This is a genomic window from Natrarchaeobaculum sulfurireducens (genome assembly GCF_003430825.1).
GTDB lineage: Archaea > Halobacteriota > Halobacteria > Halobacteriales > Natrialbaceae > Natrarchaeobaculum > Natrarchaeobaculum sulfurireducens.
The window spans coordinates 1,361,232-1,386,027 of the sequence record NZ_CP024047.1; the positions used below are offsets into that span (position 1 = coordinate 1,361,232).

At 56.5% G+C, this 24,796-nt stretch carries 21 protein-coding genes, 1 tRNA gene and 2 pseudogenes; 14 read left to right on the forward strand and 10 right to left on the reverse strand.

Annotated elements, in window-relative coordinates; genetic code table 11:
* Positions 1 to 321: 321 nt before the first annotated feature.
* Positions 322 to 498: a DUF7838 family putative zinc beta-ribbon protein gene (locus AArc1_RS18990; RefSeq protein ID WP_186336666.1), complete on the reverse strand. Its 177-nt coding sequence runs from the start codon at positions 496 to 498 to the stop codon at positions 322 to 324.
* Between the two features lie 292 nt (positions 499 to 790).
* Between AArc1_RS18990 and AArc1_RS07905 the strand changes: the two genes are divergently transcribed.
* The 3 genes from AArc1_RS07905 to AArc1_RS07915 all read left to right on the forward strand — a co-directional run bounded on the left by AArc1_RS07905 (position 791) and on the right by AArc1_RS07915 (position 2,034).
* Positions 791 to 1,324, forward strand: a complete 534-nt coding sequence (locus AArc1_RS07905; protein WP_117363854.1) for a cob(I)yrinic acid a,c-diamide adenosyltransferase — start codon at positions 791 to 793, stop codon at positions 1,322 to 1,324.
* A 274-nt stretch (positions 1,325 to 1,598) separates the two neighbouring features.
* Entirely contained in the window at positions 1,599 to 1,919 is a 321-nt protein-coding gene (locus AArc1_RS07910; RefSeq protein WP_186336667.1) for a DUF7553 family protein, read from the forward strand.
* A 40-nt stretch (positions 1,920 to 1,959) separates the two neighbouring features.
* Positions 1,960 to 2,034, forward strand: a tRNA-Val gene (locus AArc1_RS07915).
* A 295-nt stretch (positions 2,035 to 2,329) separates the two neighbouring features.
* Here the strand turns inward: AArc1_RS07915 and AArc1_RS07920 are convergent.
* The 5 genes from AArc1_RS07920 to AArc1_RS07940 form a co-directional block, all read right to left on the reverse strand.
* A complete protein-coding gene (locus AArc1_RS07920) occupies positions 2,330 to 3,487 on the reverse strand; it encodes an MFS transporter (RefSeq protein ID WP_186336668.1) in 1,158 nt (385 codons plus the stop codon).
* A gap of 343 nt (positions 3,488 to 3,830) precedes the next feature.
* A complete protein-coding gene (locus AArc1_RS18700; protein ID WP_154670609.1) occupies positions 3,831 to 4,565 on the reverse strand; it encodes a hypothetical protein in 735 nt (244 codons plus the stop codon).
* A gap of 130 nt (positions 4,566 to 4,695) precedes the next feature.
* Positions 4,696 to 5,478, reverse strand: coding sequence for a YihY/virulence factor BrkB family protein (locus tag AArc1_RS07930; protein WP_117363855.1), 783 nt, complete (start codon positions 5,476 to 5,478; stop codon positions 4,696 to 4,698).
* Positions 5,479 to 5,591: 113 nt separating this feature from the next.
* Positions 5,592 to 6,359: a CAP domain-containing protein gene (locus AArc1_RS07935; protein ID WP_117363856.1), complete on the reverse strand. Its 768-nt coding sequence runs from the start codon at positions 6,357 to 6,359 to the stop codon at positions 5,592 to 5,594.
* A 78-nt stretch (positions 6,360 to 6,437) separates the two neighbouring features.
* Complete coding sequence (locus tag AArc1_RS07940) at positions 6,438 to 6,785, reverse strand: lycopene cyclase domain-containing protein (RefSeq protein ID WP_117363857.1); 348 nt, start codon at positions 6,783 to 6,785, stop codon at positions 6,438 to 6,440.
* 111 nt (positions 6,786 to 6,896) lie between these two features.
* Between AArc1_RS07940 and AArc1_RS07945 the strand changes: the two genes are divergently transcribed.
* A complete protein-coding gene (locus AArc1_RS07945) occupies positions 6,897 to 8,054 on the forward strand; it encodes a CBS domain-containing protein (protein WP_117363858.1) in 1,158 nt (385 codons plus the stop codon).
* A gap of 44 nt (positions 8,055 to 8,098) precedes the next feature.
* Here AArc1_RS07945 and radB read toward each other — a convergent pair whose 3' ends face one another.
* Complete coding sequence (gene radB, locus AArc1_RS07950) at positions 8,099 to 8,866, reverse strand: DNA repair and recombination protein RadB (protein ID WP_117365824.1); 768 nt, start codon at positions 8,864 to 8,866, stop codon at positions 8,099 to 8,101.
* Between the two features lie 151 nt (positions 8,867 to 9,017).
* On the opposite strand from radB, the gene AArc1_RS07955 reads away from it, so the two are divergent.
* Positions 9,018 to 9,782 (forward strand): hypothetical protein, encoded by a 765-nt coding sequence (locus AArc1_RS07955; RefSeq protein WP_117363859.1) that lies wholly within the window; start codon positions 9,018 to 9,020, stop codon positions 9,780 to 9,782.
* Positions 9,783 to 9,850: 68 nt separating this feature from the next.
* Here the strand turns inward: AArc1_RS07955 and AArc1_RS07960 are convergent, their stop codons facing one another.
* On the reverse strand, positions 9,851 to 10,552 hold the full coding sequence (locus tag AArc1_RS07960; protein WP_117363860.1) for a phosphatase PAP2 family protein: 702 nt from the start codon (positions 10,550 to 10,552) through the stop codon (positions 9,851 to 9,853).
* Positions 10,553 to 10,968: 416 nt separating this feature from the next.
* Between AArc1_RS07960 and aglF the strand changes: the two genes are divergently transcribed.
* The 4 genes from aglF (at position 10,969) to AArc1_RS07980 (ending at position 14,987) form a co-directional block, all read left to right on the forward strand.
* Positions 10,969 to 11,742 (forward strand): UTP--glucose-1-phosphate uridylyltransferase AglF, encoded by a 774-nt coding sequence (gene aglF / locus AArc1_RS07965; protein WP_117363861.1) that lies wholly within the window; start codon positions 10,969 to 10,971, stop codon positions 11,740 to 11,742.
* Between the two features lie 86 nt (positions 11,743 to 11,828).
* Positions 11,829 to 12,659 carry a glycosyltransferase gene (locus tag AArc1_RS07970; RefSeq protein WP_117363862.1) on the forward strand — a complete coding sequence of 277 codons (831 nt, stop codon included), beginning with the start codon at positions 11,829 to 11,831 and terminating at the stop codon, positions 12,657 to 12,659.
* A gap of 156 nt (positions 12,660 to 12,815) precedes the next feature.
* Positions 12,816 to 13,640 (forward strand): glycosyltransferase family 2 protein, encoded by an 825-nt coding sequence (locus AArc1_RS07975; RefSeq protein ID WP_117363863.1) that lies wholly within the window; start codon positions 12,816 to 12,818, stop codon positions 13,638 to 13,640.
* Between the two features lie 444 nt (positions 13,641 to 14,084).
* Complete coding sequence (locus AArc1_RS07980; RefSeq protein WP_117363864.1) at positions 14,085 to 14,987, forward strand: glycosyltransferase family 2 protein; 903 nt, start codon at positions 14,085 to 14,087, stop codon at positions 14,985 to 14,987.
* A gap of 352 nt (positions 14,988 to 15,339) precedes the next feature.
* On the opposite strand, the gene AArc1_RS07985 is transcribed toward AArc1_RS07980, so the two are convergent.
* Positions 15,340 to 16,299, reverse strand: a complete 960-nt coding sequence (locus AArc1_RS07985) for an NAD-dependent epimerase/dehydratase family protein (RefSeq protein WP_228442409.1) — start codon at positions 16,297 to 16,299, stop codon at positions 15,340 to 15,342.
* A 369-nt stretch (positions 16,300 to 16,668) separates the two neighbouring features.
* Here AArc1_RS07985 and AArc1_RS07990 point away from each other — a divergent pair.
* The 4 genes and pseudogenes from AArc1_RS07990 to AArc1_RS19330 form a co-directional block, all read left to right on the forward strand.
* Positions 16,669 to 17,304: pseudogene (locus AArc1_RS07990) on the forward strand (IS6 family transposase).
* A 490-nt stretch (positions 17,305 to 17,794) separates the two neighbouring features.
* On the forward strand, positions 17,795 to 20,287 hold the full coding sequence (locus AArc1_RS07995) for an MFS transporter (protein WP_117363865.1): 2,493 nt from the start codon (positions 17,795 to 17,797) through the stop codon (positions 20,285 to 20,287).
* A 218-nt stretch (positions 20,288 to 20,505) separates the two neighbouring features.
* Complete coding sequence (locus AArc1_RS08000) at positions 20,506 to 21,969, forward strand: sugar transferase (protein ID WP_117365826.1); 1,464 nt, start codon at positions 20,506 to 20,508, stop codon at positions 21,967 to 21,969.
* Between the two features lie 373 nt (positions 21,970 to 22,342).
* Positions 22,343 to 22,452, forward strand: a pseudogene (locus tag AArc1_RS19330) (glycosyltransferase family 1 protein); the annotation flags it as partial.
* A 144-nt stretch (positions 22,453 to 22,596) separates the two neighbouring features.
* On the opposite strand, the gene AArc1_RS08010 reads toward AArc1_RS19330, so the two are convergent.
* The gene (locus AArc1_RS08010) at positions 22,597 to 22,875 is read right to left on the reverse strand and encodes a hypothetical protein (protein ID WP_117365827.1); all 279 of its coding nucleotides are present in this window, start codon (positions 22,873 to 22,875) and stop codon (positions 22,597 to 22,599) included.
* Between the two features lie 263 nt (positions 22,876 to 23,138).
* On the opposite strand from AArc1_RS08010, the gene AArc1_RS08015 reads away from it, so the two are divergent.
* On the forward strand, positions 23,139 to 24,137 hold the full coding sequence (locus AArc1_RS08015) for an IS110 family RNA-guided transposase (RefSeq protein WP_117362518.1): 999 nt from the start codon (positions 23,139 to 23,141) through the stop codon (positions 24,135 to 24,137).
* The last annotated feature ends 659 nt before the right edge of the window (positions 24,138 to 24,796 follow it).

Consider the following 24,796-nt stretch of genomic DNA (forward strand, 5'->3'; position numbering starts at 1 on the left):
GAACAACCTCGTGAGCGGAGCGTATTAGACAAAAACTCGAGCCCAGCGGACGAGCGAAGCGACACCCTCGTGACTTAGATCCTCCTGTATCGCATCGTTTTGGGGTGAAGTAGGCCACATAAGCGTACTGTTCGACCGGCTGTACAGCCGTGAGGAGTACGACGAAACGGGAATCGAGTCGGTGCCCTGTCACCGAATCGTCGAATGGCATGGCGTCGATCTGGTCGAGCCCCAGTCTGGACAATGGTCGACGTTCTCGTTTACAGTACCGGTGCTTCCCGCAGGCGGGTAACGTATCGGGAGAAGGTGAATCGCGCCAGATTAGGCGTCAGCTGCACTCGTGTCGATCCCGGCCCCATCGCCGTTGATTCGGACGAATCCATAGTCGCAGTCCGGACAGTGCCACTTGACTTTCTCGCCGAGGTGCAACGTCGTGCTTGCAGCACGGTAAAACGTCTTTTCCTCTCCGCAGGCGGGACAGTGGTGGTCGAGTTCCATAGGCGTACGCGGCAGTTGTGGACGAGGGATGTTTAACGTACTGGTAACGGCCGACGCGGTGTCACTGTCCGTGGTTCGGACACGCTATCATGCACTGACTGGCCCAGGTGTTGATCCACTCGAGGAGTTACAGTCACTCCCTGGTCGACGCGTTTCATCGTGACCGATGGATCTCGTTTTGTCACGCGAGAAGATACGACGTCGTGGTGTCCATTTCCGACCAGCGTATCAGCGTTCTCGGTAGTGCGGTCGGCCGAGAGGAATTAAGTACTCTCCATCCGTCCGTTCGGCTATGTCGATCTACACTGGCCGCGGTGACGAGGGGAAAACCGACCTCCGTGACATGACCCGTGTGTCGAAAGCGAGCGCTCGTATCGAGGCCTACGGCACCGTCGACGAACTCAACGCGTTGATCGGGACCGTCCGACCGACAGGGCACGACGATATCGACGAGCGGTTGCGAACGGTCCAGAATCACCTCCACGTCGTGCTGGCCGACTTCGCAAACCCCGATCCCGAAGAGGACGATCCGGTCGTCCGCGCCGAACACGTCGACACCATCGAAGCGTGGATCGACGAGTACGACGAGGAACTCGAGCCGCTGACCTCGTTCATCCTCCCGACGGGCAGCGAGTACGGAGCTCGACTGCACCATGCACGAACGGTCTGTCGTCGATCCGAGCGCCGGGCCGTTTCACTCGCCACCGAGGAGCCGATCAACGAACAGGCAATTCAGTATCTCAACCGGCTCTCTGACGGCCTGTTCACCCTCGCCCGCGTCGTGAACAAACGCGAGGGCGAACCAGAAGAACAGCCGGAGTACTAACAGCACGTTTCTCGTCCGGCTTTCGGGCTCGACTTTTTTCCGCAGATCACCGGAGCTATAGTAGCCACCACACGTCAGTGGGCACCCGATCGCCAGACGGATCGGCGATCAGTGTGTAACTCGGTGCAGGTGTTACTATAGTCGACCGCAGGCAGCGTTGCTCTCCAATTCGAGTGCTCGCACATCCACACCAGACCGTGCTGCTCGAGTCGGTGCGGATTCTGACCTCTGAGAAAGGGCTATATCCTCCCGAGTCCTACACTCTTCGATCGTCATGAACAACCACTTCCACGACAGCTTGTACTACCTGAAACGCGCGGGCCAGCACGCGAAACTCGGCGTCGAAGCACACCTCAGCCCGATTCCCGAGCGCGTTCGCAGGGCTGTCGGAAGCGAACCAGCACCCGAACCGACCCGTCTCGAGTCGGTCAGAGAGCGGGTGACCGAGTTCAGAGTGAACGCCGGAAACCGATCACGAGCGACGAGCAACGCCGCACGGACTCGAGCGTCGACCGAGCGGACGGACGAGCCGACGACCGAGCGGACGGACGAGCCGACGACCGAGCGGACGGACGAGCCGACGACCGAGCGGTGAAAGGAAGTCTTAAGTTGAACGCACGGATATTCCTTCGTGCGGGTTGGTGATCTAGTCCGGTTATGATACCTCCTTCACACGGAGGAAGTCGGCAGTTCAAATCTGCCCCAACCCACTTTTCGAGCGACAAACTGCGAGGAGTGTAGTGACGAGCACGTCGCTCGAAAAATTATCACGGGAGATTTGAATCAGGAGTGAAGCAAACGGAGTGAGCAGAACAACTGTCGTTCAAGTCTACCCCAACCCATTTTCACGGACCAACGACGAGGAGCATCAACTATAGTAGCCACTACACGTCAGTGCGCACCCGATCGCCGATCCCTCTGGCGATCAGTGTGCAACTTGGTGCAGTTGTTACTATAGTGCTACACGCAACGGATCCTGGCTCGAGTTTGACCGTCGAGCGGCTGTCAGCGTGCCAATCGTCCGGTTCGCTCGAGAACCACGAGAGCGAGCACGGTAGTACCGAGGAATACGGCGGCGATCCGAAACAGGAGGTCGTAGGAGTAACCGGCCTCGACGAACAGACCGAGTACGAACGACCCGAGGGCCTGCGTGAGCATCCACATGGAACTGAAGACGGCATAGGCACTGCCGCGCGTCGAATCCGGCAGTGTATCGAGGAGATAGGTATCCGTGGCCGGAAACAGGGCGTGGATGACGAAGCCGACGGCGGCCGAGAGGACGAGCAAGCCGACCAGCCCGTCGACGGTCGTCAGCACGAGCAGGCAAAGCGAGAAGACGCCGACGACGCCGAGCAAGTACGGGACGTGTGGCAGTCTATCGGCCAGATCGCCGCCGAAGTAGAACGCGGGGATGCCGGCGGCGAAGACGACGGTAAGCATCAGCCCTGACGCCTGTGAGGAGAGGCCTTTGGACTGCATGTACAGTTCGTAGAAGTTGAACACGCCCTGCCAGACGAACGACGCGGCGCCGACGATCGCCAGTGCGGTGACGATAATCCGCCACTCTGACAGCGCACCGGCGACGAAGTCTCGATCCTCTGTCCCCGCCCGTGGCAACTGGGTCGCCCTCGCAGCGAGGACGGTGTATCCCGTAACGACAGCCGCTCCGATGGCGATTGCCCATAGCGAGAGTCGCCAGTCGACGAGGAGGGTAAGCGCAACGAGCGGCGCGGCGATCACCGCAGCGATCTGGCTGGCAGCCCCGTGAATCCCCATGATGCGGCCAACCCGCTCGGGAAACAACTCGCTCAAGAAGGGGTTCGCCGAGACGAAGTAGACGCCTGAGGCGATCCCCATCAGGAAGGCACCGATCATGAGATGGCGGACCGACGTCGCGGTCGCGGCGAACCCGGAGGCGACCGCGAGGATCGACCCCGACCCGATCACCACGTAGTGTCTTGGTACCTTCGTGAGCAGCCATCCAGTTGGCAATCGAGGTGATGCACTGCCAACCCACGCGAGCGTGACGAGCAACCCGGCCGTCGCCTCACCGATCGAAAACTCGGCGATGATCACGTCTAAAAGTGGCGCAAAGATGATCCTCGCGAGGTTGAGAAGAAAGACGAGTCCACAGAGGGAGGCAAACAATCGGGTACGGCTCACGATCAGTATTTTCAATACGACTTCTCAAACGTTCCGAAACCGGAACGTACCGCAGAAAAAACACCTCGAGAGGTCGCCAGTCACGGTTTTCGCGGCCGGTCAACGCGTACACCGGTTGACGCCGACTCGCGCGGACGTCGTCTACCCACACGAGAACGTCGGCTGCGCGAGTGGAAAACGACCGGCTCGAAAAGGGTCTGAACGTCGTTGTGCGACACCGAGACGACGTTGGTGGCCACGCCGTTTTTGGTCCATGTGACGAGCCATCCGAACTCACAAGTTTCGTTCGGCGATCCCGAGGCGACGAGTAGACAGCCACCGATGGGACCCCGAGTGGCGAACCTTACCGCGAAAACAGTCGCTTGAGACGGCCGAGAACTCCCGTAGTCTCCTTCGAATCGTCAGACGCTGGAGGCTCCGTTCTGTCGGGGTCAGTGGCTCTCGCGATCGAGCCCGGGTCGTCTGGAACGGTCGGGTCGTCCGATGGGCTTTCGGATGGTTTTGCAGTGAGTGAGTCACCGTCCAGTTCCGCAGCGGTCCGTTTGAGATCGTCCATCGAAAGGTCGAGATCCCCGACGTCGGGCGTTGACTCGCGTCCGACACCGGCTTCGGCGGCGCGAACGTCCGCCCCCGTAATCTCGTCGTGCTCGAGGCAGCGATCGAGATCGGCCAATTCGTCGCTCGTGATGTCGTCGTGGTCGACGGTGTCGTCGCTGCCGTCACTGCTGTTGTGGTCGTCGTCGCTGCCGTCACTGCTGTTGTGGTCGTCGTCGCTGTCGTCATCCACACCGCACACGGTTGTCTCGTCCACGTCGAAATCGCTCGTGGGCGAGCGATCGGAATTAGCTAACTCACTCGGCTCTGAGCTTCCCGCAGTTGTCTTGGGCGTCGGTTCGGTCGATTCAGTCGATTCGACCGGTTTGGTCGAGTCGGTCGTCTCCTCGAGCGACGCCAGAATGTCGTCGACGCTTTGTTCGGAGACGACGCGACGCGGTCCCCCGGTCGGCTCGAGTCCACCGGCAGCGCTCTCTTCGGAGTCGTCGCCAGCGGAGGGCTGGTCTGAGTGCTCCCCGGCCATCGTGAAGGGATGTCGGTCCCGGAACCATAGCCTTTCCCCCACGGAATCGGTTCGATAATTGAATTGACCGGTCACTCGAGACGACGGGGCGGTGCTGGCCCATTATTGTTGGACGACCAGTCCCCTTACCCTACTCAGCGAGCGGCGGTTCGGAGAGCACGACGTTGAAGACGGCCCCGAGGAGGATGATGATACCGGCGAAGTACAGCCAGGTAACGAACAGCAAGACAGCGCCGACGGCACCGTAGGCTTCGTACTGTCCGGCGTTGGCGGCGTAGAGTTGGAAACCGGCTTGAAGAAGTGCCCAACCAACGGCAGTAAACGCGACGCCGGGGACGATCTCGCGTACGGTGACCGAAACTGGGGGCAAAACGTAGTAGATGGGCAAGAAGACAAGGATGAGTCCGAACAACAGGGCACTCCAACTCAGCACACCTGCGAAGGGAACAGCACCGGCGAGTAGTCTCAGGACGGCACCGATGACGAACATCAACGCGAGCGCGCCCGCTCCCGCGACGACGACCGTGATCCCGTCGCGAAGTTCGTCGACGAGCGAGTCTTCGGCGACCTCGTCGTAGACCTTGTCGAACGCGAGACTGAGTCCCCGAACCACTTTCAATGCACCCCAGGTGGCGACGGCGAGGGCGACGACGGTTGCCTCTGCCCGGCCTGCCTCGGTGGTCAACGCCACGACGACGAGGTCCTCACCCGCCTCCGGCAGGAAGTCACCGGCCAGCAGGATCAACTGCTGGGCGCCTTCTTCCCCGCCAACGATCGAGCCGACGACGAGCGCGAGCAAGACGAGCGGAATCAACGAGACGAACGCGAAGTAGGCGAACCCGGCCGCGAGAAACGTGATATCGCGATCCGTCGCCGTCCGGTAGACCGCAGCGAGCGTGTCCGTAACGTCCATAGGGAACGTACGGGCTGTCGAACCAAGAAGCTGTAAACGGTTCGCACTCGGTGAGTGTCACGTCGGCCTACCGGCCCTGATGGGGCTCTCTTGTGTCCCGGTCAACCGACCGGTCACCACTCGGTACAGAAGTTGTGAGTGGCATACACCCCTCCGTCGTCGGCGAGGTAGACGCCAACACCTCCTCGATCCCAGTCTGGCCCACCGTGTTCCTCGAGGATCGCCTCGCGGTGTTCGGTGGAGTTCATCCACTGGTCGACGAGCCCCTCGGCGAGGGCTTCAGCGGTCTGGTAGGTGGTGGTCTCGTCGCCGCCCGGGCTGTCGACGGGGCTGTCGAGCCAGGTCAGCGCAATGTTCTCGCCGTAGCCCCGACAGTAGTCGTCGACTGCACTGAATCGGTCGAGCGGATCCTCGCCGTCGGGATTCGTGTGCGCGAAGTACTCGCGGTCGGCCATGTCGTAACTGTGAGCCCGAGCAACGGAGGCGACGAGACCGTCCCACTCGAGCGCCTCGAGGTCGTGGTCGGCGCGTCGGTCGTTGACCTCGGCGTGGACGAAGTCCTCGACGGCGTCGGAGGTGACGGGCTCGACGTCAGTCTCTTGGCTCGAGACGCCGGGATCTGCCGGGTCGGTAACCTCGGGGTCTCGCTCTCCAGCAGGCGGTGGGTCGGCACTTGGTGCAGGGCGATCGACGATCTCGACGTCTTCGAACGAGTCGAGGTCCTCGAGGACGATCGGTGCGAGCGTGACGGTGGCGACGACCAGCGCGGCGACGACCAGGGCGAAGACAAGCAACCGGAATAGGGACCTGAGGACTGCGGGCTCTCGGCGGTTGGCGCCGCGGTGGCCGGGTCGATCGTCCGGCCGACGGTCCCGATCCATTGACTGATCGAGATGGGACCACGGCACATGAGGGTCGTGGTCGGTCGCAGCAGGTGATACTCGGCAGAGTCAACCGCCTCAGTCCGCGGGAGAGTCGCCTGTCGACTCGTCGCCGAAGATCGTCTCGTGGACTCCGAGGACGAGCCCCGGGACGACGGCCATGAAGAGGTGTTCCTCGAGGGGGATGCCGGCGACGTCGATGCCGGTCCGGAGTCGGATATCGAAGACGCCGACCGCCAGCGTATAGCGGTCCCAGGCGTAGGCGATGGGGTACAGCGCGAGGATCGTCACGGCGGCTTTCCGGAGCGCACCCGCACGGTTGAGCAGGGCGAACGCGATGGCTCCCCAGAACAGTTCGGTCGCGAGGTAGGTGTACCGACCGAGTACGCCGATGTCGGGTAGTCGGTCGGGGCTGTCAGCTCCCATGTGACGATCGTCATCGTTGACCAATAAGAACGTTGGCGCTCGTCTCATAGCGACGGTGTGGGAACAGGCAATATCTTCAAAAGCTCCGGGGCTGTAGGGATTCGTAGAACGATGAATATCGCCGAGATCGCCACCCCGGAGTACATCGAAGTCGACGTTGGAACGCGTATGGGGAAGGTCCGTTCTACCTTCGAGAACGGCAACCCCAAGGGAATTATCGTCACCAACGACGGGGAGTACGAGGGAGTCCTCAGCGAGCGAGAGGTTCTCCAGTCTCACGTCGAAGACGACGCAAAGGTGGCGGCACTGACGAAGCCCAGTCGGAACTCGCCTGCCCCCAAGATCGATCGGGAAGAGGACGTCAGGGAGACTGCCCGGATGCTGATCGAGAGCAACGCGAAGGTCGCTCCCGTCTTCGAACACGGCGACCTCTGGGGCGTCATCACCGACGACCGAATCCTCGAGGCCGTCCTCGAGAACCTCGATACGCTCTCCGTCGAGGACATCTACACGGACGATCCGGTGACGGTAAACGAAGACAACGGAATCGGACACGCGATCAACTACCTTCGCGAACACGGCATCTCCCGCTTGCCGGTGTTAAACGAGAACGGCTACCTCTCCGGCGTCGTCACGACCCACGACATCGCCGACTTCGTTATCCGTCAGGATCACACGACGACGACCGGCGACCGCGTCGGTGACAACGATCGCATGCTCGACGTCCCTATTTACGATATTATGAACAGTCCCGTCGAGACGATCACGCTCGATGCCACCGCCAAAGAAGCCGTCGAGACCATGCTCGAGTTAGATTACGGTGGACTGCTGATTACGCCGGAAGACGACGGCCGCAACATCGTCGGCGTCATCACCAAGACGGACGTCTTGCGTGCGCTCACCTACACTGAAGAAGAACACATGGACGTCCAGATCACCAACATCTCCCTGCTCGAGACGCTGACCCGAGCGTCCATCGTCGAGAGTATCCAGGAGGTCTCGGATAAATACGCCGAGATGCAGGTGTTCCACGCCCACGTGCGGTTCAAAGAGCACAAGGAAAAACTCCGTGGCACGCCGCTGGTCCACTGTCAGGTCCGCCTGCGAACGAACAAGGGCCAGGTCGCCGGCACTGGCGAGGGCTACGGCGCCGAAAACGCCTTCCGCGTCGCCCTCGAGAAACTCGAGCGCAACGTCCTAGAGGTCAAAGGCATCACGAGCGACGAGGAGTACCGCGGCCAGCTCCTCCGGAAGCTCAACGAGCTGTAACGCACAGGAACTACTCGAATCGTACGATTGATTTCGACGCTCGGTCAGTGCCGGACGGGGTCGTCACCGCTCTCGAGTCCGTCGTCGGTGATCCGAAACTGGACGGACTCGCCAGCCGGTTTCGAGCGGTGCTTCTCGAGCGTTGCCCGACGGTTCCCACCACGAAAGCGCTCAAGCCTGAGGACGACGCCGGTCCAGTGTTCTAACGTATTGCCGCCGAGCGCCCGCGTCCGGTCGGCGTCGGGATCGCTGAACACCTGGTTCGTGAGCACGACCGCGATATCGTGTTTTCGCGCGAGCGAGAGGAGGTGTGTCACCTGTCGGGCGACGCTGCGAAGCGCCTCGCCGCCGTCGCCGTCGCCCGTGCGCTCGAGTCGGTAAAAGCCGGTGGCGCTATCCAGAACGATCAGGTCGGCCCGCTCGGCGAACGCCTCCGCGTCGCGGACGGCTTCGGCCTGTTCCTCGAACGAGAGTGCGTCTTCGATGACGATCCTCGAGGCAAGCGTTTCGACGTCCGGGACGTCGCCATCGGAGACGGGGCCCGGGGTGGCGTCGACCGACGGCTGTGCGGGTGTCGAACCAACTGCGCGCGACGAGAGCAGTTGCTCGAAGCGATCTACCGAAACACCTTCGGTGTCGATATAGACCACGGTCCCGTCGGCGACGGCCGTCTCGACCGCCGCCGACAGCGCGAGGTTGGTCTTGCCGGACGCCGGTGGGCCGTAGATCTGCGTGACGGTCCCGCGCTCGAACCCGCCTCCCAGCAGCTCGTCGACCGACGAACAGCCGGTCGGAATCGCCTCGTCGTTCACGGTCGTGCTTGGAAGGCTCGGTGCAAAAAGCCCCCGGAACGTCGCGTAGCCGCGTTGTCGACCGCCAGCGTGGTTGACTCTCGAGGGCATCGACGATAGTCGCACACGTTGGTCGAACACGTTTATTCTCCCTGGACGCGAACAGCCGACCGTGATCGTCGTCGCCACCGCCGACTTCGAACTGTACCACGGCGTCGTCAACGAGCTGCGCGACCGGGGGACGACGTTTACGACAATCGAACCGGACGGGGCACTTCCCGAGCGGACGACCGTCGTCATCACGGGGGCGGACAACGCCGGCGCCTTCGCCGACGCGAACGTGACGACAGTCGTCGCCGGGCCGGACGATCCGCGGGGTGCGGTCGATCGAGCGTTGACCGCACTTCGCGGTGACGGCGGCCGGACGGTCGTCGGCGTCGATCCCGGTCGAAAGCCCGGCATCGCCGTCCTCGCTGGTGACACCGTCGTCGCCGCGTTCCAGGTCCCCCTGGCCGACGCCGTCGAGGTGATCCGCGACGAGATCCACGAGGCCGTCGACCCGGTCGTCAAGATCGGCGATGGGGCCCGCCTCCAGAGTGCGAAGCTCGTCAACGAACTCGAGGACGTTCGCGTCGAACTCGTCGACGAAACCGGGACGACACCGTATCTCGGCACCGGTGTGCGGGGGATGGGCGACGTACTAGCCGCGGTGAACATCGCCCGGCTCGAGGGCGAGGTCGTCGACGCCCGCGAGATCGAGCCGACGGCGGGCGAACTCCAGCGAATCAAAGACCGATCCCGCGAGCGAAGCGAGACGAACCGGTCGATCGACGAGAGGCTCGCCCGTCGAGTCGCAGCTGGCGAACTCACGATCGATCAGGCGCTCGCCGAACACCGAAACGGCGGTTCCGAAGCACAGTCGGCACCCGACGAGTGACCGGGCCGACAGGTATGGGCGATCGGCTCACTGGTTGCTCGAGCAGAACCTTTTCCCTGACTGCGTCGCTACTGCGTCGTCGACAGCCATAGCGCCCGCACACGTGGTCTATTGAGTATCCACCAGCCCCCTGCAGCGCCGACGCAGCCGACGAAGGCGAGCCAGCCATCCGTCGTGGCCCCGGTCACGATGAGTGCTAGCGTTCCGAGCACCGCTGCGCCTGCGAACGCCGCTTCTGGATCACCACGTGTGAGCCGCGCAGCGAGGAGGAGCATGCCGACGCCGAAAAGAACGGATGCGACGACGTCGACGAGGTAGTGGACCCCGAGTGCGAGTCGAGAAACGGCGACGAGTGCGATACCGCCGGCCGCCGCCAGGAGCCGGCTACGACGCGTAAACCGAGCACTCCAGAGTGCGAGTGCCGTCCAGAGGATGGCTGCCGCCATCGTGTGCCCGCTCGGGAAGCCGCTGCTCTCTCGAGGGACCGCCTGGAGGGGTTCCGGAGGGCGAGAGAACCCGAACGCGGTCTTCAACACGAGCGTGAGTGCAAGGCCACCCAAGACCACCGCGATAACGAACGCGGTTCGATCCGAGAGCACCTGCCCTGAGCCACGCTCGAACGACCGGTAGGCGTCTACGCCTGCGAGCACGAGCAAGACGACGACGACGACCAACTCGTCGCCCAGCATCGACACGAGTTCGAACACGGGAACCGTCCACTCCGGGAGGTGCGTACGGAACAGTTCGGTGACGCCGATGTCTCGGTTCATACCAGGGCCAACGGGGTGAGCTTGGAACTCGACTGTAGCTCGCGGTCGATACACGTTCCCGACAGTTAGTTCTTACAACCATGTCTCCGGTCCAGTCGTTCGTCCGTTCGCCAGGCAGCCTCCGAATCGAGGGGCGATCGTCCGCAACTCGTATCGACCATCTGTGATAACGATCACGGCTAGTGAGGCTGAGACGACAGTAGCTTAGAGAATCAGCACACACCGCTCGAGGCAATGCATGCTGCCGGACAGAACGAGTGTGAGCATTCGCCGCTCCCGTTCGGCGAATGTGCTTCACTGACTTCCGTCTAACAGTATCACCCACGGATCTGATTGTCCGCTTAGCTAACTCGATGTGCCAGTAACAGTAGCCTACAGGGGACAGCTATATGCCGGAATTCGTGTGCGAATGCTCTATGCAAGCCGTTATTCTGGCGGCGGGGAAGGGAACCCGGCTCCGCCCGCTGACCGACGACAAACCGAAAGCACTCGTGGAGGTCGACGGCCGCCCTCTCCTCGAGGACGTCTTCGACAATCTCCTCGAGGTCGGCGCGGACGAACTGATCGTCGTCGTCGGCCACCTGAAAGAGCAGATCATCGATCGGTACGGCGACACCTACGAGGGCGTGCCGATCACCTACGCCCACCAGCGCGAACAGCTGGGGCTGGCCCACGCCATCCTCCAGGTCGAACCGCACGTCGACGACGATTTCGTGCTCATGCTCGGCGACAACGTCTTCCGCGGAAACCTCGGCGATGTCGTCAACCGGCAGCGGGAAGACCGCGCCGATGCCGCCTTTCTCGTCGAGGAAGTCCCCTGGGAGGAGGCCTCCCGCTACGGCGTCCTCGACACCAACGAGTACGGTGAGATCGTCGAAGTGATGGAAAAGCCCGAAGACCCGCCGTCGAATCTCGTCATGACCGGCTTCTACACGTTCACACCGGCGATCTTCCACGCTTGCCACCTCGTCCAGCAAAGCGACCGCGGCGAGTACGAACTCCCCGACGCGATCGACCTGCTCATCCAGTCCGGGCGCACCATCGACGCCATCCGCATGGAGGGCTGGCGCGTCGACGTCGGCTACCCCGAGGACCGCGATCGTGTGGAAGAAAAATTACGAGACGAATTGGGGCGCGATGTTGTGTCTGTAACGTTAACTGAACCGTCGTCAGAAGCTGAAACAGATTAATTCGTGATTATATATGAACATATTGCTGTATATAATTGTCAACATCGCTGGAAAAGAATGTTCCTGTCAGATGAGGGCTTTGGTTAATGAACGATAAAGAATTCTCTGTACTAATGGCCGTGTACAGGGGAGACAACTCACAACAAATTGACAGCGCTATAAAAAGTGTTTTTAAACAGACAGTGATTCCAACAGAAGTTGTTGTTGTTGCTGATGGTCCATTACCGGATAAAATTACTTCGACTCTCGAAAAATATGAGCTGGCCTATCCCGATACGGTTCGAGTAGTCCACCTTGAGTCCAATCAGGGGTTAGGTGCAGCACTTCGAGTAGGCGTTGAAGTTTGTTCGTATGATCTCGTCGCTAGAATGGACGCTGACGATATTTCGGTTGAAGACCGGTTTGAACATCAAATAAATTATCTTTGTGAGAATCCAGAGGTGGACATACTCGGAGGCTATATCGAAGAGTTTGTAGAAAATCCGACTAACTCTAAACAAATACGGTCGGTTCCTACTGATCCGAAAACTCTGGAATCTAATGCCAAATTTCGTTGCCCAGTCAATCACCCCAGTGTCATGTTTCGTCGAAATTCGGTACTCGAGGCAGGGAACTACCGTCCACTGGCCGGACTGGAGGACTACGAACTTTGGATCCGGATGCTAAATCAAGGATATCTTATTTCAAATTTGTCGAAAGTACTGGTGAAGTGTCGAGCTGGCAAGGCACTGTACGAACGTCGAGGTGGAGTTGAATATGCGATACACGAACTCCAAATACAAAAAGAGTTTTTAACACGAGGAATAGTTCCCCTACCAGTATTCCTTATAAACATCGCCATTCGTGTTCCGATACGGCTTTTGCCAAACCGTTTACGTGCTATTATATACGAGATTTTTCTTCGAGACGATATATGACCACTGAATATGTGTGAAAGAAGATGGGACACTGACTTCAAGAACGGCTGATAGAGCCGTCACAACTGTCATTTATAATTCTATAAGCAACATATATTTCATGTGGGTTGTCCTATGGCTTAAATAACTATTCTTCCGATCCCCGTCTTAGGGACAATGTTTCAGTCAAACGATGAAACAGTATCCATAATAATACCCACATATTACCGGAACGAATGGTTGCAAGACGCAATTGAAAGTTCCCTTCGGCAAGAATTCACCCCAGTCGAAATCATCGTCGTCGACGACTCGGGTGAAGCGCACGCCAGATCTCTAGTCGAGGAGTATAGCAGCGTGAAGTATGTTCCCCTCCAAGAAAACGTTGGAGAAAACCAAGCTCGAGAGGCTGGGCTCAGCGAAGCAACTGGACGGTATATTCAGTTTTTGGATGACGATGATTTATTGCGCGGGGACAAACTCGATCGACAAATCCAGCGATTCGATGATACCACAGGTGTAGTGTATTCTGGTCTCAAATATCTGTATAGTGAAGAAATCATTCAACCAGACCCGGCCGTCAGAGGAAACGTCCTGAAAGACGCACTTCGATTCCAATTGTGGCCTCCCTGCTATACAAGTTCATTGCTGATCGATCGATCGGTCTTAAACGAAGTTAGACCGTTGCGACATCATGGTGCAGGAGATACTGATTTTCTGATTGGGCTTGCGAAACGAACACATTTTGATTCGGTAGCTGAACCGCTAGTCAAAAAACGAGTCCATAGAGACAATCTCGGATCGTCAATGGAGAACGTTCAACATAAAAAGACTATTCTCAGGAAGTACAACGAGTTGTACGATAAGTATCCGGGGTGTCGAGATCGAGCACTGGAGCACACATATAAATGTGAAGCAAAGGTCCGTTTGACTGAAAGTTTCAAAGATCCACTAGCCATTGCTGCCTCCGGGCGAGCAGCTTACTACTATCTTAGGAGGAATTAGTAGATGAAGATAGTAACCATGTCAGATGTTGAATCAACGGAGAGGTTCTGTATTCGTCTTCCTTTGATTTCAAAGACGTATTGGAAGATAGCTCCAATAGTTTACGAAAGGCGGTTTTCACGTCGGGACGAAATAACAAAACCGGTCTTTGAACGACTTCGAGCCTATCCATTTAACATCCGTTTCTGTTCGACTCGATCTTGGGAAACATTCGGAAACTATTCCACACAAATTAGTCAATAACATAACTAGCAGAGATATATTCCCAAACACATGATGCAGAAATGAATAATGGCAATAAAATCATCAGTTAGGAATGTTATCATAGCCGCAGACCTCTCTATCCCTGACATTTATGCTTGTTGGCGGGAAAGCATTCGCTCATCGAAACTAGTATTAGGAATTTTATAGTGATTTTTAGTCCCCAGAAATGTTTTGAACACCATGGATACGGATGACGTCACCTTGGTCGTTCCCTGTTACAACGTGGAGAGCACACTTCCTCACGTTCTAGAGTCGATCGATCAATTGGCTCCCTCACCTGCTACGGTTCTCTGCGTTGACGATGGGAGTACCGATGGCACAAGAGAAATCCTCAGAGATCACCACGGTTCACGTCACATTCGACACGAGGAAAATCGTGGGCTATCAGCAACGCTCAATACAGCGCTTTCCCACGTATCCACTCCACTGTTCGCGAAGGTTGATGCAGACCTTGTCGTACCTTCCAACTGGCTCGCTATTATGCTTCGGGAGTTAAAAGAAAACGAGGTTGATCTTGTCCAGGGATTTTTCAGAGAAGATGTGACAACACTCGGGGATAAATGGAGAGCACTGCATACCTATCCGGATTTTTCGAGCAAACCACGGCTGAATTATCCGATAAACGGCTCCAACATCCTTGCCTATACCGATGCTCTTCGTGATATCGACGGATGGGATGAGCGGTATCAACGAGCAAATGATGACGTCAATCTAATGCAGCGCCTTGTTTATAATGGGTATAATATATACTATTCACCAGACGTTGAATCTACCCATATTAGAACGGATACATGGAAAGACGCATTGCGAGCTGCATGGGCGTATTCTAAAGTCCCGATGCTCGGAGGTGAACCAACCCAGTTCTCCGATTTGCTCTCTTGGATCCCAAAAAACATATACTTGAGTATATTGTCACTAAAGACAGATCACCGTAATAGAGCTTATGTGCTCATGTGGATAAGCTTTTTACGAGCCATCTATCACACAGTCTGGGATCTTGAGTGTATACTCAATCAGGATGGAAAAGTACCAGATAGAAAACAAGAAATTCAAAAGATACCCTTGTCTGAACGAATGAGATGACAGTAACGATAGTGCATACGTAGTTGCGTGCCCCAACCTAGCAAGTGAGTTTCAATGACCTTCAGAACGCTTTGTGTTCTGAGGACAATGAAATTGTCGCGGGCCGCCATTGACGAAGCCCCTGTCAACATTAGCAGCGACTGGTCTTGGGTGTACGCTAGAATTAGTATAGACAAAAAGGGCTTTGTTTAGACGCTCCCGAATGGGCGGTACAGGAGTCATTTCGGCTGAGCAGAACGCAGTAGAGAGCATCTCACGGTACAGACTCACTGGTTGAGAACGAAGCGTTAGAGCTGATTTCTGCTGCGTCGAAACAAGGTTCAATAATATAAATAAATAACCTGGGGAGTTATTACGCGACTGACTGTGATGTGAGCTCCTCGATGAGAGACGGACGGTCAAGATACCAATCTATTGTTTCGGAAAGTCCTTCAGTTAGTGAGTACTGGGGCTGATAGTCGAGTAATTTTTGTGCTGTGGTAATGTCCCCGATGTATCGCTTTACTTCTCCTGGCCTCGACGGCTCGGTGTTGATTTCGGAATTCCTCGGCGTCTGCTCGTTGATCTCATGGGCTAACTCAACCAAGGATGCTCCCTGCCCGGAGCAGATATTGAGTGTCTTCCCAGTCACCTTTGGGAAGTGTTTGATCACTTTACTGATGCCGTCGACGCAGTCATCAAGATACGTGAAGTCAAGAACTTTTTCGGAACCGTATACTGTCAACGGTTCGCCTCGATAGCTTCGAGCAATGAACTGTGGTATTACACGGTCAGAGCGGTCGTACCGACCGTAGACGTTAGAAAATCGAACGGTGCACGTCGACATCTCGTAACAGTTGTCGTACGATTGAACCAGTGCTTCGCCGCCGATCTTGCTTGCTGTATATGGACTTTCGCTTCGATCCGTATTGGTATCACTTTCTGAATACACAACCTTATCGTTATTTCCATACACCTCTCTTGAACTTGCAAAGATGAATTCCGGGATTTCAAATTCGCGAGCAAATTCGAGGAGGTTAAACGTCATCTCGAGGTTCTCCATCGCGTATTTCGGTTCCTGAACCAACTGGTGAACACGAGCATGGGCGCCGAGGTGAACGATCATATCGAGTTCGGTGGGTAACACATCGAAATCAGAGGGATCACATAAGTCGATGATAGCTGTCCGCTTGTTTAGGTCTGCCTCCCATTGGTTGGCCACAGTATCGACGCCATAGACTTCGTCTCCCTCCGTGAGTAAACGTTTCATCAGCGCCGTTCCGATCGTTCCGCTACTCCCTGTTATCAAGACCTGTTTAGGATGAGCTCTCATCGATAATCCACGAATCTACGTTTAGCTGCCGACTTCATTGTAAATGGTATCCAAAAATCTTAATAAAAATGTCGGTTAGAATACCAACCATTGAATGTCAACCCATACTGGTATACTATCTAAACTATGCTAGTACAAATATTAAGATATTTTTGCGTGTACCATATCTATTTCTTCCTCTACTACGGATGCTATCTCTCAGTGAACAACTAGAGCAAAGGGTTTCGTGATCAATCGTCTCAGCGTGTTTCTCACATCCACCATTGAGTAACTCCAGAACTCGACCATTCTATATGTTTTCATAAGCGCATTTCTGGCGCTGTCTATATGAGGAATTGAGGAACAAGCAGGTGGAAGTGAGACGTGTCCATGCAACTCGCCGACCTGCTCACAAAAACGCTAGACGTAGACGGGCTTGAGGCGTGGGAGAGCGAGCGCACCCCGACACCCGATAAGGTGTTCGGTGTGCGCCTCCACTCGTTTGGATTATCGATGTCAGAAACGACTACAGTCTTGCGATGGCTCGGCACTGAAAGCTCACACGGTGCTGTCTGGGCGTGGACGCATCGGCGGCTGATCGCCAGCCGGACCCGCCGACGGCGCAGCCGTCGCGGGTCACCGTCAACGAGACGGCGATCAACGTCAACGGACAGTGGCGGTGGCTGTACGCGGCGATCGACTTCGAATCGAAACTCGTGCTCAAAGCTGAAGTATCGGTCGTCGGGAAACTGATCCCGCACCAGCGTTCTTGCACCGGGTGGGCGAGAAACACAACCTCTCTGAGGTCGTGTTTTTCGTCGATGGCTTCGACTATCTGCCTGCCCTCTCCTGATTAGATCTTGGCGGTCAGCTTGACCGAAACGAGCGAGACCACATCGAAAAGTGGTTTCAGACGCTGAAATACGAACCGACCGCTTTCACACGAATTGGGTGGGCAGTCGGGCTCACTCCAGACGCTGTATCGATCTATTTGTCCACCACTATAACTGGAACCGGCCGAATTAGGCCCTCGACCACCGCACATCAGCCGAGGAGGTGCTCAACTAGATGGCACCGTATTTCTCAACCAACCAGTTAATCAGACAGTTGACTTTGGAAGTTTTATTTTCCTGTAATCAAAAAAGTTAACGTTCAACTCGTTGACTGACATACAATGTAACATCGTGAATCGACTTTTGCTCACGACCGTTCACGAAAATCTAAAGGCCGATTGAACGATTTTCGTGCGTAAACAGTCTACTGAAACCTATTTTCCCAATCATACGCTCTCAAACGCCGTGTTTTCGGCCAGTGTTTACCTTCTCATGAGATTATACTAATTGGAGGTGGGCGATAATAACATATTAAATCCGCACCCAAATCATGTAGGCTGGGCGAAACAATAATCAGGTGTACGGGACGTGAACGGTAACTCCAACACTCGCATAATTCATTGACTTGGATGTGACTTTCCGGGACGTGGATAGCTCATATCCACATTCGTGCGGAGTCTACAATGGACGAGGAACAAGAACCTGAAACGATCGCTAACGCGGCAACCGCTTTCTGTGAAAGGTATGATCGTGGTGAAGATATCCTCGAGACCCTTCTCGAAATCGACGCTGAATACGACACATGGACATTCGACGAGCTACCACTTGATTCGGGAACGTTCGGCGAACTTGTCTCGCGCGGGATCGTCACGAAGGTCGACGACGAATACCACGTCTCAAGTCGCGAGGGTATCAAGGCTGCTCTCGAAGGTATCACCCTGAGTAGCGAGGCAGACTCGACGTCGAGACGCGGGTTCTCGAATCCGATCTCGATCGACGGGCGAAAGGCGGTAGCGCTGGTCGCGGCGCTCGCTGTGATGGTTGGGATGCGAGTGCTAACCGTTCGACCGGTGCTTCGTGAGGGACACGTTGTCTCCCCGGCGAACGACCCGTACCACTACCGGTACTGGATGGAAGCACTGCTCGCGGAGTCAAACGGAATCACGGACGTGAGCGTGATCGCCGGCATGCCAGACGGCGCGGCCAGCATGAGACCGCTTACACACGCCGCAAACTGGTTTTTTGCCGAGTTACTCGGCGGAGATCAGTGGGCGGCCGAAATGGTTGCCGCCTGGCTTCCCGTCGTCTTCGCGGTCGCGCTGGGCGTCGTCGTCTACTGGCTCGCGGTCGTCGTGACGGACGACGTCCGCGTCGGCGTCGCAGCCGTCCTGTTGCTCGCGCTCACGCCCGCTCACGCCGTCTACACGAGTATCGGCTTTCTCGAGCACCGACTCCACCAGTACTTCTGGCTGGGCGTGACGATGCTGGCGCTGGCCTGGCTCGCCGTCGACCTCCACCGCCGGTGGGAACTCGAGTCGTCGCCACGGGCCGCAACCGACGCTCATCTGCGCGCTCCTTGGACGTGGGTCGCTGCCTTCGCGCTGGGAGTCGCGTTGCCGTTCTCGGCGTTCGCCTGGGGCGGGTCGATTCTGATGTTCGTCCCCGTAGCCGCGTACGTTACAGTGAAAGTCGCCGCCGACGTTCGTGCCGGGTTCTCACCGGCGCGTTCGAACGCGCCTGTCGTGGCCGGATTGGCTGTCGGGGGAATCCTCTCTTCGTTCCTGCACTTCGGGCTGGGGTGGCACGAGGTGATCCTCGCGATCGTCGCGGTACTCGTTGTGGCCGGGGCCGTCGCTGTCGCCGGACTGGGTGAGCTCTGGCGACGGTTCGGGTGGCGGATCAGGGCGCTTCTCGGACTCGAGGTGGGACTTGGTGTGCTCGGAATCGCCGCGTTACGCCAGCTTCGGCCGACAGATTGGGCGAGACTACAAGAGCGTGCTGGCGATCTGTTCTTTCGGGATTACGCCGTGGAGACGGCGTCGTTGTTCAGGGCGGATCGAGGGGTCGTCTTCGAGCCGCTTGCACAACTGGGACTCAATTTCTTCGTGGCCGTGGCCGTTCTCGGGTGGGCTTGCTGGATCGTGTATCGACGCTACGATCCCGGTTGGCTGGTGATCGCTGTCTACGCCGCGTTCTGGCTCGTGATGGCGACGTTGCAGGGTCGGTTCGCAGCGCAGCTTTCCATCCCGTTTGCGGTTCTCGGCGGGCTCGGATTGATCTACGTGCTGGCCTGGGTCGACCTCGCGAGAGTCCCCAGACGGTTCCGGAAGCAGGACGCTGATACTCGAGGGCGCGACGCCTCGAGCCGTCGAGAGGCTGCGACCGACGGTGGCGACCGCGAGCCGAGTATCGGTCTCCCGCGCGACCGTCGCAATCTCGTCGCGATCGCCTGGATCCTGCTGTTGTTCTGTGGGATCAGCTTGATCTACACGCCCTCACTGGTGGCGATGTCCGCTCACAGTGACGAACGCTTCGAAGCGGCGATAGCCATCGACGAGCACGCGACGGCCGTCGATCGAACGTATCCGGAAAACTTCGTATTGAGCAACTGGGGACACAACCGGATGTACAACTATCACGTCAATGGTAAAGCTGATGATTACTGGTATGCGGACGACCACTACACAGATTTCGTGGTAGACGACGACCCCGATGGTTGGTACGAGGAGTTCGACGAGAGCGAAGTCGGCTACGTCGTCCTGACGAGCGAGGTGAGTAGTGAAGAGATGAACGAGGCAGGCGTGAACGTTGAGGACGGTGATCTCCCGGCAGATAGCTCACAGGTGCAGCTTCACGACGAGCTCGGAACGGGCACCGAGGACTACGAGCCACTGGAGCACTACCAGGCGATTTACGTTCACGACGACGTGACGGCATTCGCCGTCGTTCCCGGAGCAGAGCTTACGGGATCCGTCGATCCAAACGAAACGGTGCAGATCCAAACGGAGGTGACGGTCTCGGATGAACCGATCGAGTACGACCGCGAAGTTCGCGCAGACGGCGACGGAACGTTCAACGTGACGGTTCCGTATCCCGAAGAATACACCGTCGACGACGCCGATGTCGGCGTCTCAAGCGAAGCCGTCGAAACCGGTGAATTGATTCAACTCGAGTAAGTCCCTATAGGGGTTCGATACCCAGGCGCCTCTCTACCGGTGCTGCCAGTCGTCCGGGTAAAATCATGTACCGACCATACGGTCGGCAACCTCTAGGTGTACTGCTCAGTTCTAATCGACCGAGTGTGAAGATGTGGATAAACTATATATTCCGGACCGAAAGTGCCATGAGAAAATATCAAATAGATTATGTTTCTGGCAGTGGCGACGACTCGTACATGTTTACGGGGTGGAAGTACCGACTCTCGAGCGTCGTCGGCGTGATCGTGCTGACGATCGTTGCGGTACTTTTCGCCAACAACCAACTCACCCAGTCGCTGTTCACGACGTACGTGCCGCTTTTCAATCGGCTCAACGTGACCGTCTTGAGCAATGAATCACTCTACTGGGCCATCGCTTTGAGCGTGTTCGCCGTTGTTGGGAGTCTCGTTCCTCTATACAAGCCGCGCCCTCGCCGGGTTCTCGATACGATCTTTCTCGCCCAGAAACGCGTTCTCGTCGCCGGCTTCGCGCTTGCGACTCTTGGGTACTTCAAGTGGTCACATCGCCTCCCTCGAGCGACGCTCGTGATGATGACCGGATTCCTCGCGATCACAATCCCCGTCTGGTTCGTCTGGATTCGTCGTCCCGCCAGCGAAACCGAACGAACGCTCGTCGTCGGGGATGACCTCAACCAGATCGCTCGAATCGCACCGTCGATGGAGGCGTCAGTTATTGGTTATCTCTGTCCATCAATTGTCGGAATTCACGATGATTTGACCACTCTCGAAGCTGCCGCAGACGGCGGTATCGTCGCTACAGACGGGGTTATCGACGCTGAAACCCACTTTCAAGACGATCTCGACGAGTTCTTTCGTCTCGGCGGGTTATCACGTCTTGAGGACGTGCTCCTCGAGTACGATGTCGATACCGTTGTCTTGGCGTTTCGCGAAGCCGATCGAGCAGAGTTCTTTGGGGCACTCGGCACGTGTCACGACCACGGTATCGCCGCTAAAGTTCATCGGGAGTATGCTGAAAGCGTCCTCGTGCCTGAAGGCGAGGTCGGAAATCTTGCAGATGTTGACCTCGAGCCGTGGGATCCGCTTGATCACATAGTCAAGCGGATATTTGATGTTTCGTTTGCTGTGACGGCACTTCTAGTACTCACACCGCTAATGGCAGTACTTGTCCTTGCTATTAAGCTTGATACTCCAGGTCCGGTGTTGTATAAACAAGAACGAACGGCGGTATTTGGAGAATCGTTTCCAGTGTACAAATTTCGGACTATGATCAAGGACGCGGAGGCTGAAACGGGGCCGAAAATTAGTGGAAAAGATGCCGGTGACGTAGATCCACGTATAACTCCTGTTGGGCAAGTTCTTCGACAAACGCATCTTGATGAGATCCCACAACTATGGTCAATTCTTATCGGAGATATGAGCGTTGTTGGACCCCGTCCAGAGCGGCCAGAATTGGATACAGAAATACAGGGTCAGAATGTCGACTGGAGTAAGAGATGGTTCGTTAGCCCAGGCCTGACTGGACTCGCGCAGATCAACGACGTTACTGGGCACGAACCCAAGAAAAAACTTCGGTACGATATTAAGTACATCCGACAGCAATCGTTCTGGTTCGACATCCAGATCGTGATTCGACAGATTTGGAACGTTCTCAGTGATACGTATACGATTTTACGGCATTGATGCAGGGCGGGCGTGAATCGCGTCACTTTCACTCCGCTTTGCATGATTTACGCCTACTGGGGACGTTTCTCGAAGTAACAACTCGAGAAAAGTGGGTGTGATTTGGCGTTCACCCGTCAGCAAAAACGCGAGCCTGCCCGAGTTAGACTCGGATGCGAGTCCAAGTCAGGTGGATGGCACCGCCCGCACGGGCCAAGTGGATATCCAAGCACACCACTCCCTCACGGGACTGACGGCTTGCGTGCAAACCGGAGTACCTGAAAAAGGGAATCTTGCCTCCGGTGGGGTCAGACCGCCCGACCCCACGAGAGAGGAACCCTCGGCGTTTACGCCGAAAATGATGTCATAGGTCGCGTAGAAAGTCTATCCGGAAATGAAAGGAGGAAGTCCTACCACATTCTTGCGATGAGCCGGGACCAAGCAGCGATGGGCCACGACGTGACCGTGTTGACGGTACTATACGATCGTGACCTACCTCAACTCTAGCAGCGAGCCGGGAACACGATCGTCCGTTACGATCCCATACCAGACGATCCGAAGAGCGACCACATCAAACATGACGGACCGGCTCTGTTGAAATCCTCAGTGATTGATAGATTTTGGCTAGGTGTGTTCAATACAGGCTATCTACTTTCCGCTCCAACTTACGACTGGAGTTTCTCCTCTCTTAACTTTTAGAGGTATAAATTTTCCAAATATGAATTTGAATGTTAAAAGCATCCACGCTGTATAGAAAGCACCTACGATCAGCACTCTTTCTGGGCTACCTGCGCTGTAAGCACTATATGGAAGAAATTCTCTCAAAACACCAGTGAATAGTATTGCCCCAACTAGTGCTGCAAGAATCTTCCCCATTATTACCATGGCCTCTTTGGGGTCTCTCCAACCGATGTTTTTCATGTCCATATTATAACAGCATATCTGTATTAACATAGTCTTTGTGCTGACTCGATGGAAATTCTGCTATATCCCATGAGAGCGTGAAACAAGTATGGGACGCAAGAGACCGAGCTGTATTCCGTGCCCGAGAGCACGTGGTGCTGACTGGTCCGAGTGCGTAGGAAGCCGAGTCCTGGGCATGACAGCCCGACTGCCGCTCTTGGCGGCAGTCGGGAAAGCCCGCATAGGTGAATCTCTGTTTCACGCACCAGCGTTCCAAGGTGAGTCCAATGTTCATTGGAATCGACGTACACAAGCGGTACTCACAGATCGCAGTACTGGACAAAAACGGTGAGATCGTCGAAGAGGTTCGCGTCGAAAACGCGAACCTCGACGACTTTGCCCAGCGGTACGCTGGGTCAAAAGCCGCGCTTGAAGCGACCAGCAACTACTATCACATCCACGATACGCTTTCAGCGTATCTGGATGTGACCGTCGCCAATCCCGGCGAATTGAAGTTGATCTCCGACTCTGACAAGAAAACTGACCGCGTTGACGCGAAACAACTCGCTCGAATGCTTCGGTTAGGCTCGGTTCCTGAGAGCTACGTTCCAACCGACGAGGTTCGGCAAGCCCGCGCACTTGTGCGCGGGCGACAGAAACTCGTCGAGAACCGGACCGAGTACGCAAACAAGATTCACGGCTTGTTGAGTGATCATGGCATCACTCGGGAGGTAAAGCCGTTGAGTGTGGAGGGACGAGAGTTCCTGGCGGAACTCTCGCTCCCGGCCCCGTGGGACGCGTTGTTGGAGTCGTATCTGGAGCTCATTCAGACACTCACTGAACAGATTGAGTCGTTGGAAGTGGAGATCGAGGAGCGGGCTGGGTCTCTGAAGGAGACCCAGCTCCTGATGACGATTCCTGGCGTGAGTTACTTTACGGCGTTGACGATTTATGCAGAGTTGGGAGAGATCAATCGGTTTGATCGGGCCAAAGAGGTCGTGAGTTACGTCGGGTTAAACCCGATAATCCGCGAGTCTGGTGACTCGCGGTTTGAGGGGAGCATCTCGAAGCGAGGATCAGGACGAGTCCGGTGGTTGCTCGTTCAAGCGTCGTACTCAGCAGTACATACGTGCGAAGACGAGTACCTCAGCCAGTTCTACAACCGGTTAGCTCGAAAGAAGAACTCGAAAACAGCGATTGTCGCAACCGCCCGGAAGCTGCTGGTTTCAATGTATCATATGCTGGACCGTGAGGAGGTGTACGATCCACCAGGGGTGAGTGCCTGAGCGCCGCCAGGGCGGCGCTCATTGGCCGGCTGGTGGCAGCGTGAGCAACTGCCCTCGCAAACAAGAAGTCCCCCGCCTGATGGCTGTTTCAGTAGCTATCGGTTCGCCGGTTGTCGATTCTACGCCAGAAAACTATAGGAAGTCCTTGTCGCCCGAAGAATTATCTTGGCAAACGTGGTTTGGTCAGTCAGCAGAATTTCCATAGGTGAATTCTACCCCAGAAGGTCGGTTATGGGTAGTATATCTTACAGAAGTCACAGAAATTGGTTTGCGACATGGAGCACGAAGACACGTTCGTAATAATTCTTGAGTTGTACTGAACGGTCTGTGCTTCGCCTGTATTGACCGCAGAGGAGACAATACATGTTTCTTTCCAAGGATTTCAACAGAGCCGACGGACCCGTTCTGCTGTTCGTCAACCGATTAGTCGACGGAAAATTACGGATTGATCATATAGGCGCGCTGCTCCCCGTCCTTGAGGAAGCCACCGACCGATGACGTCGGTCAATCTCGGCACGCAAACGACGATATCCGTAAATCGGACTGCGGACATCGTTGCCGACGATATGAGAGTCGATACGCTGTTCGAGTACACTGGCGGTGAGCGCGGGTGGACGGGTAACATCCCAAAGATGCGACTTTCGACCGAGAAACTGGCC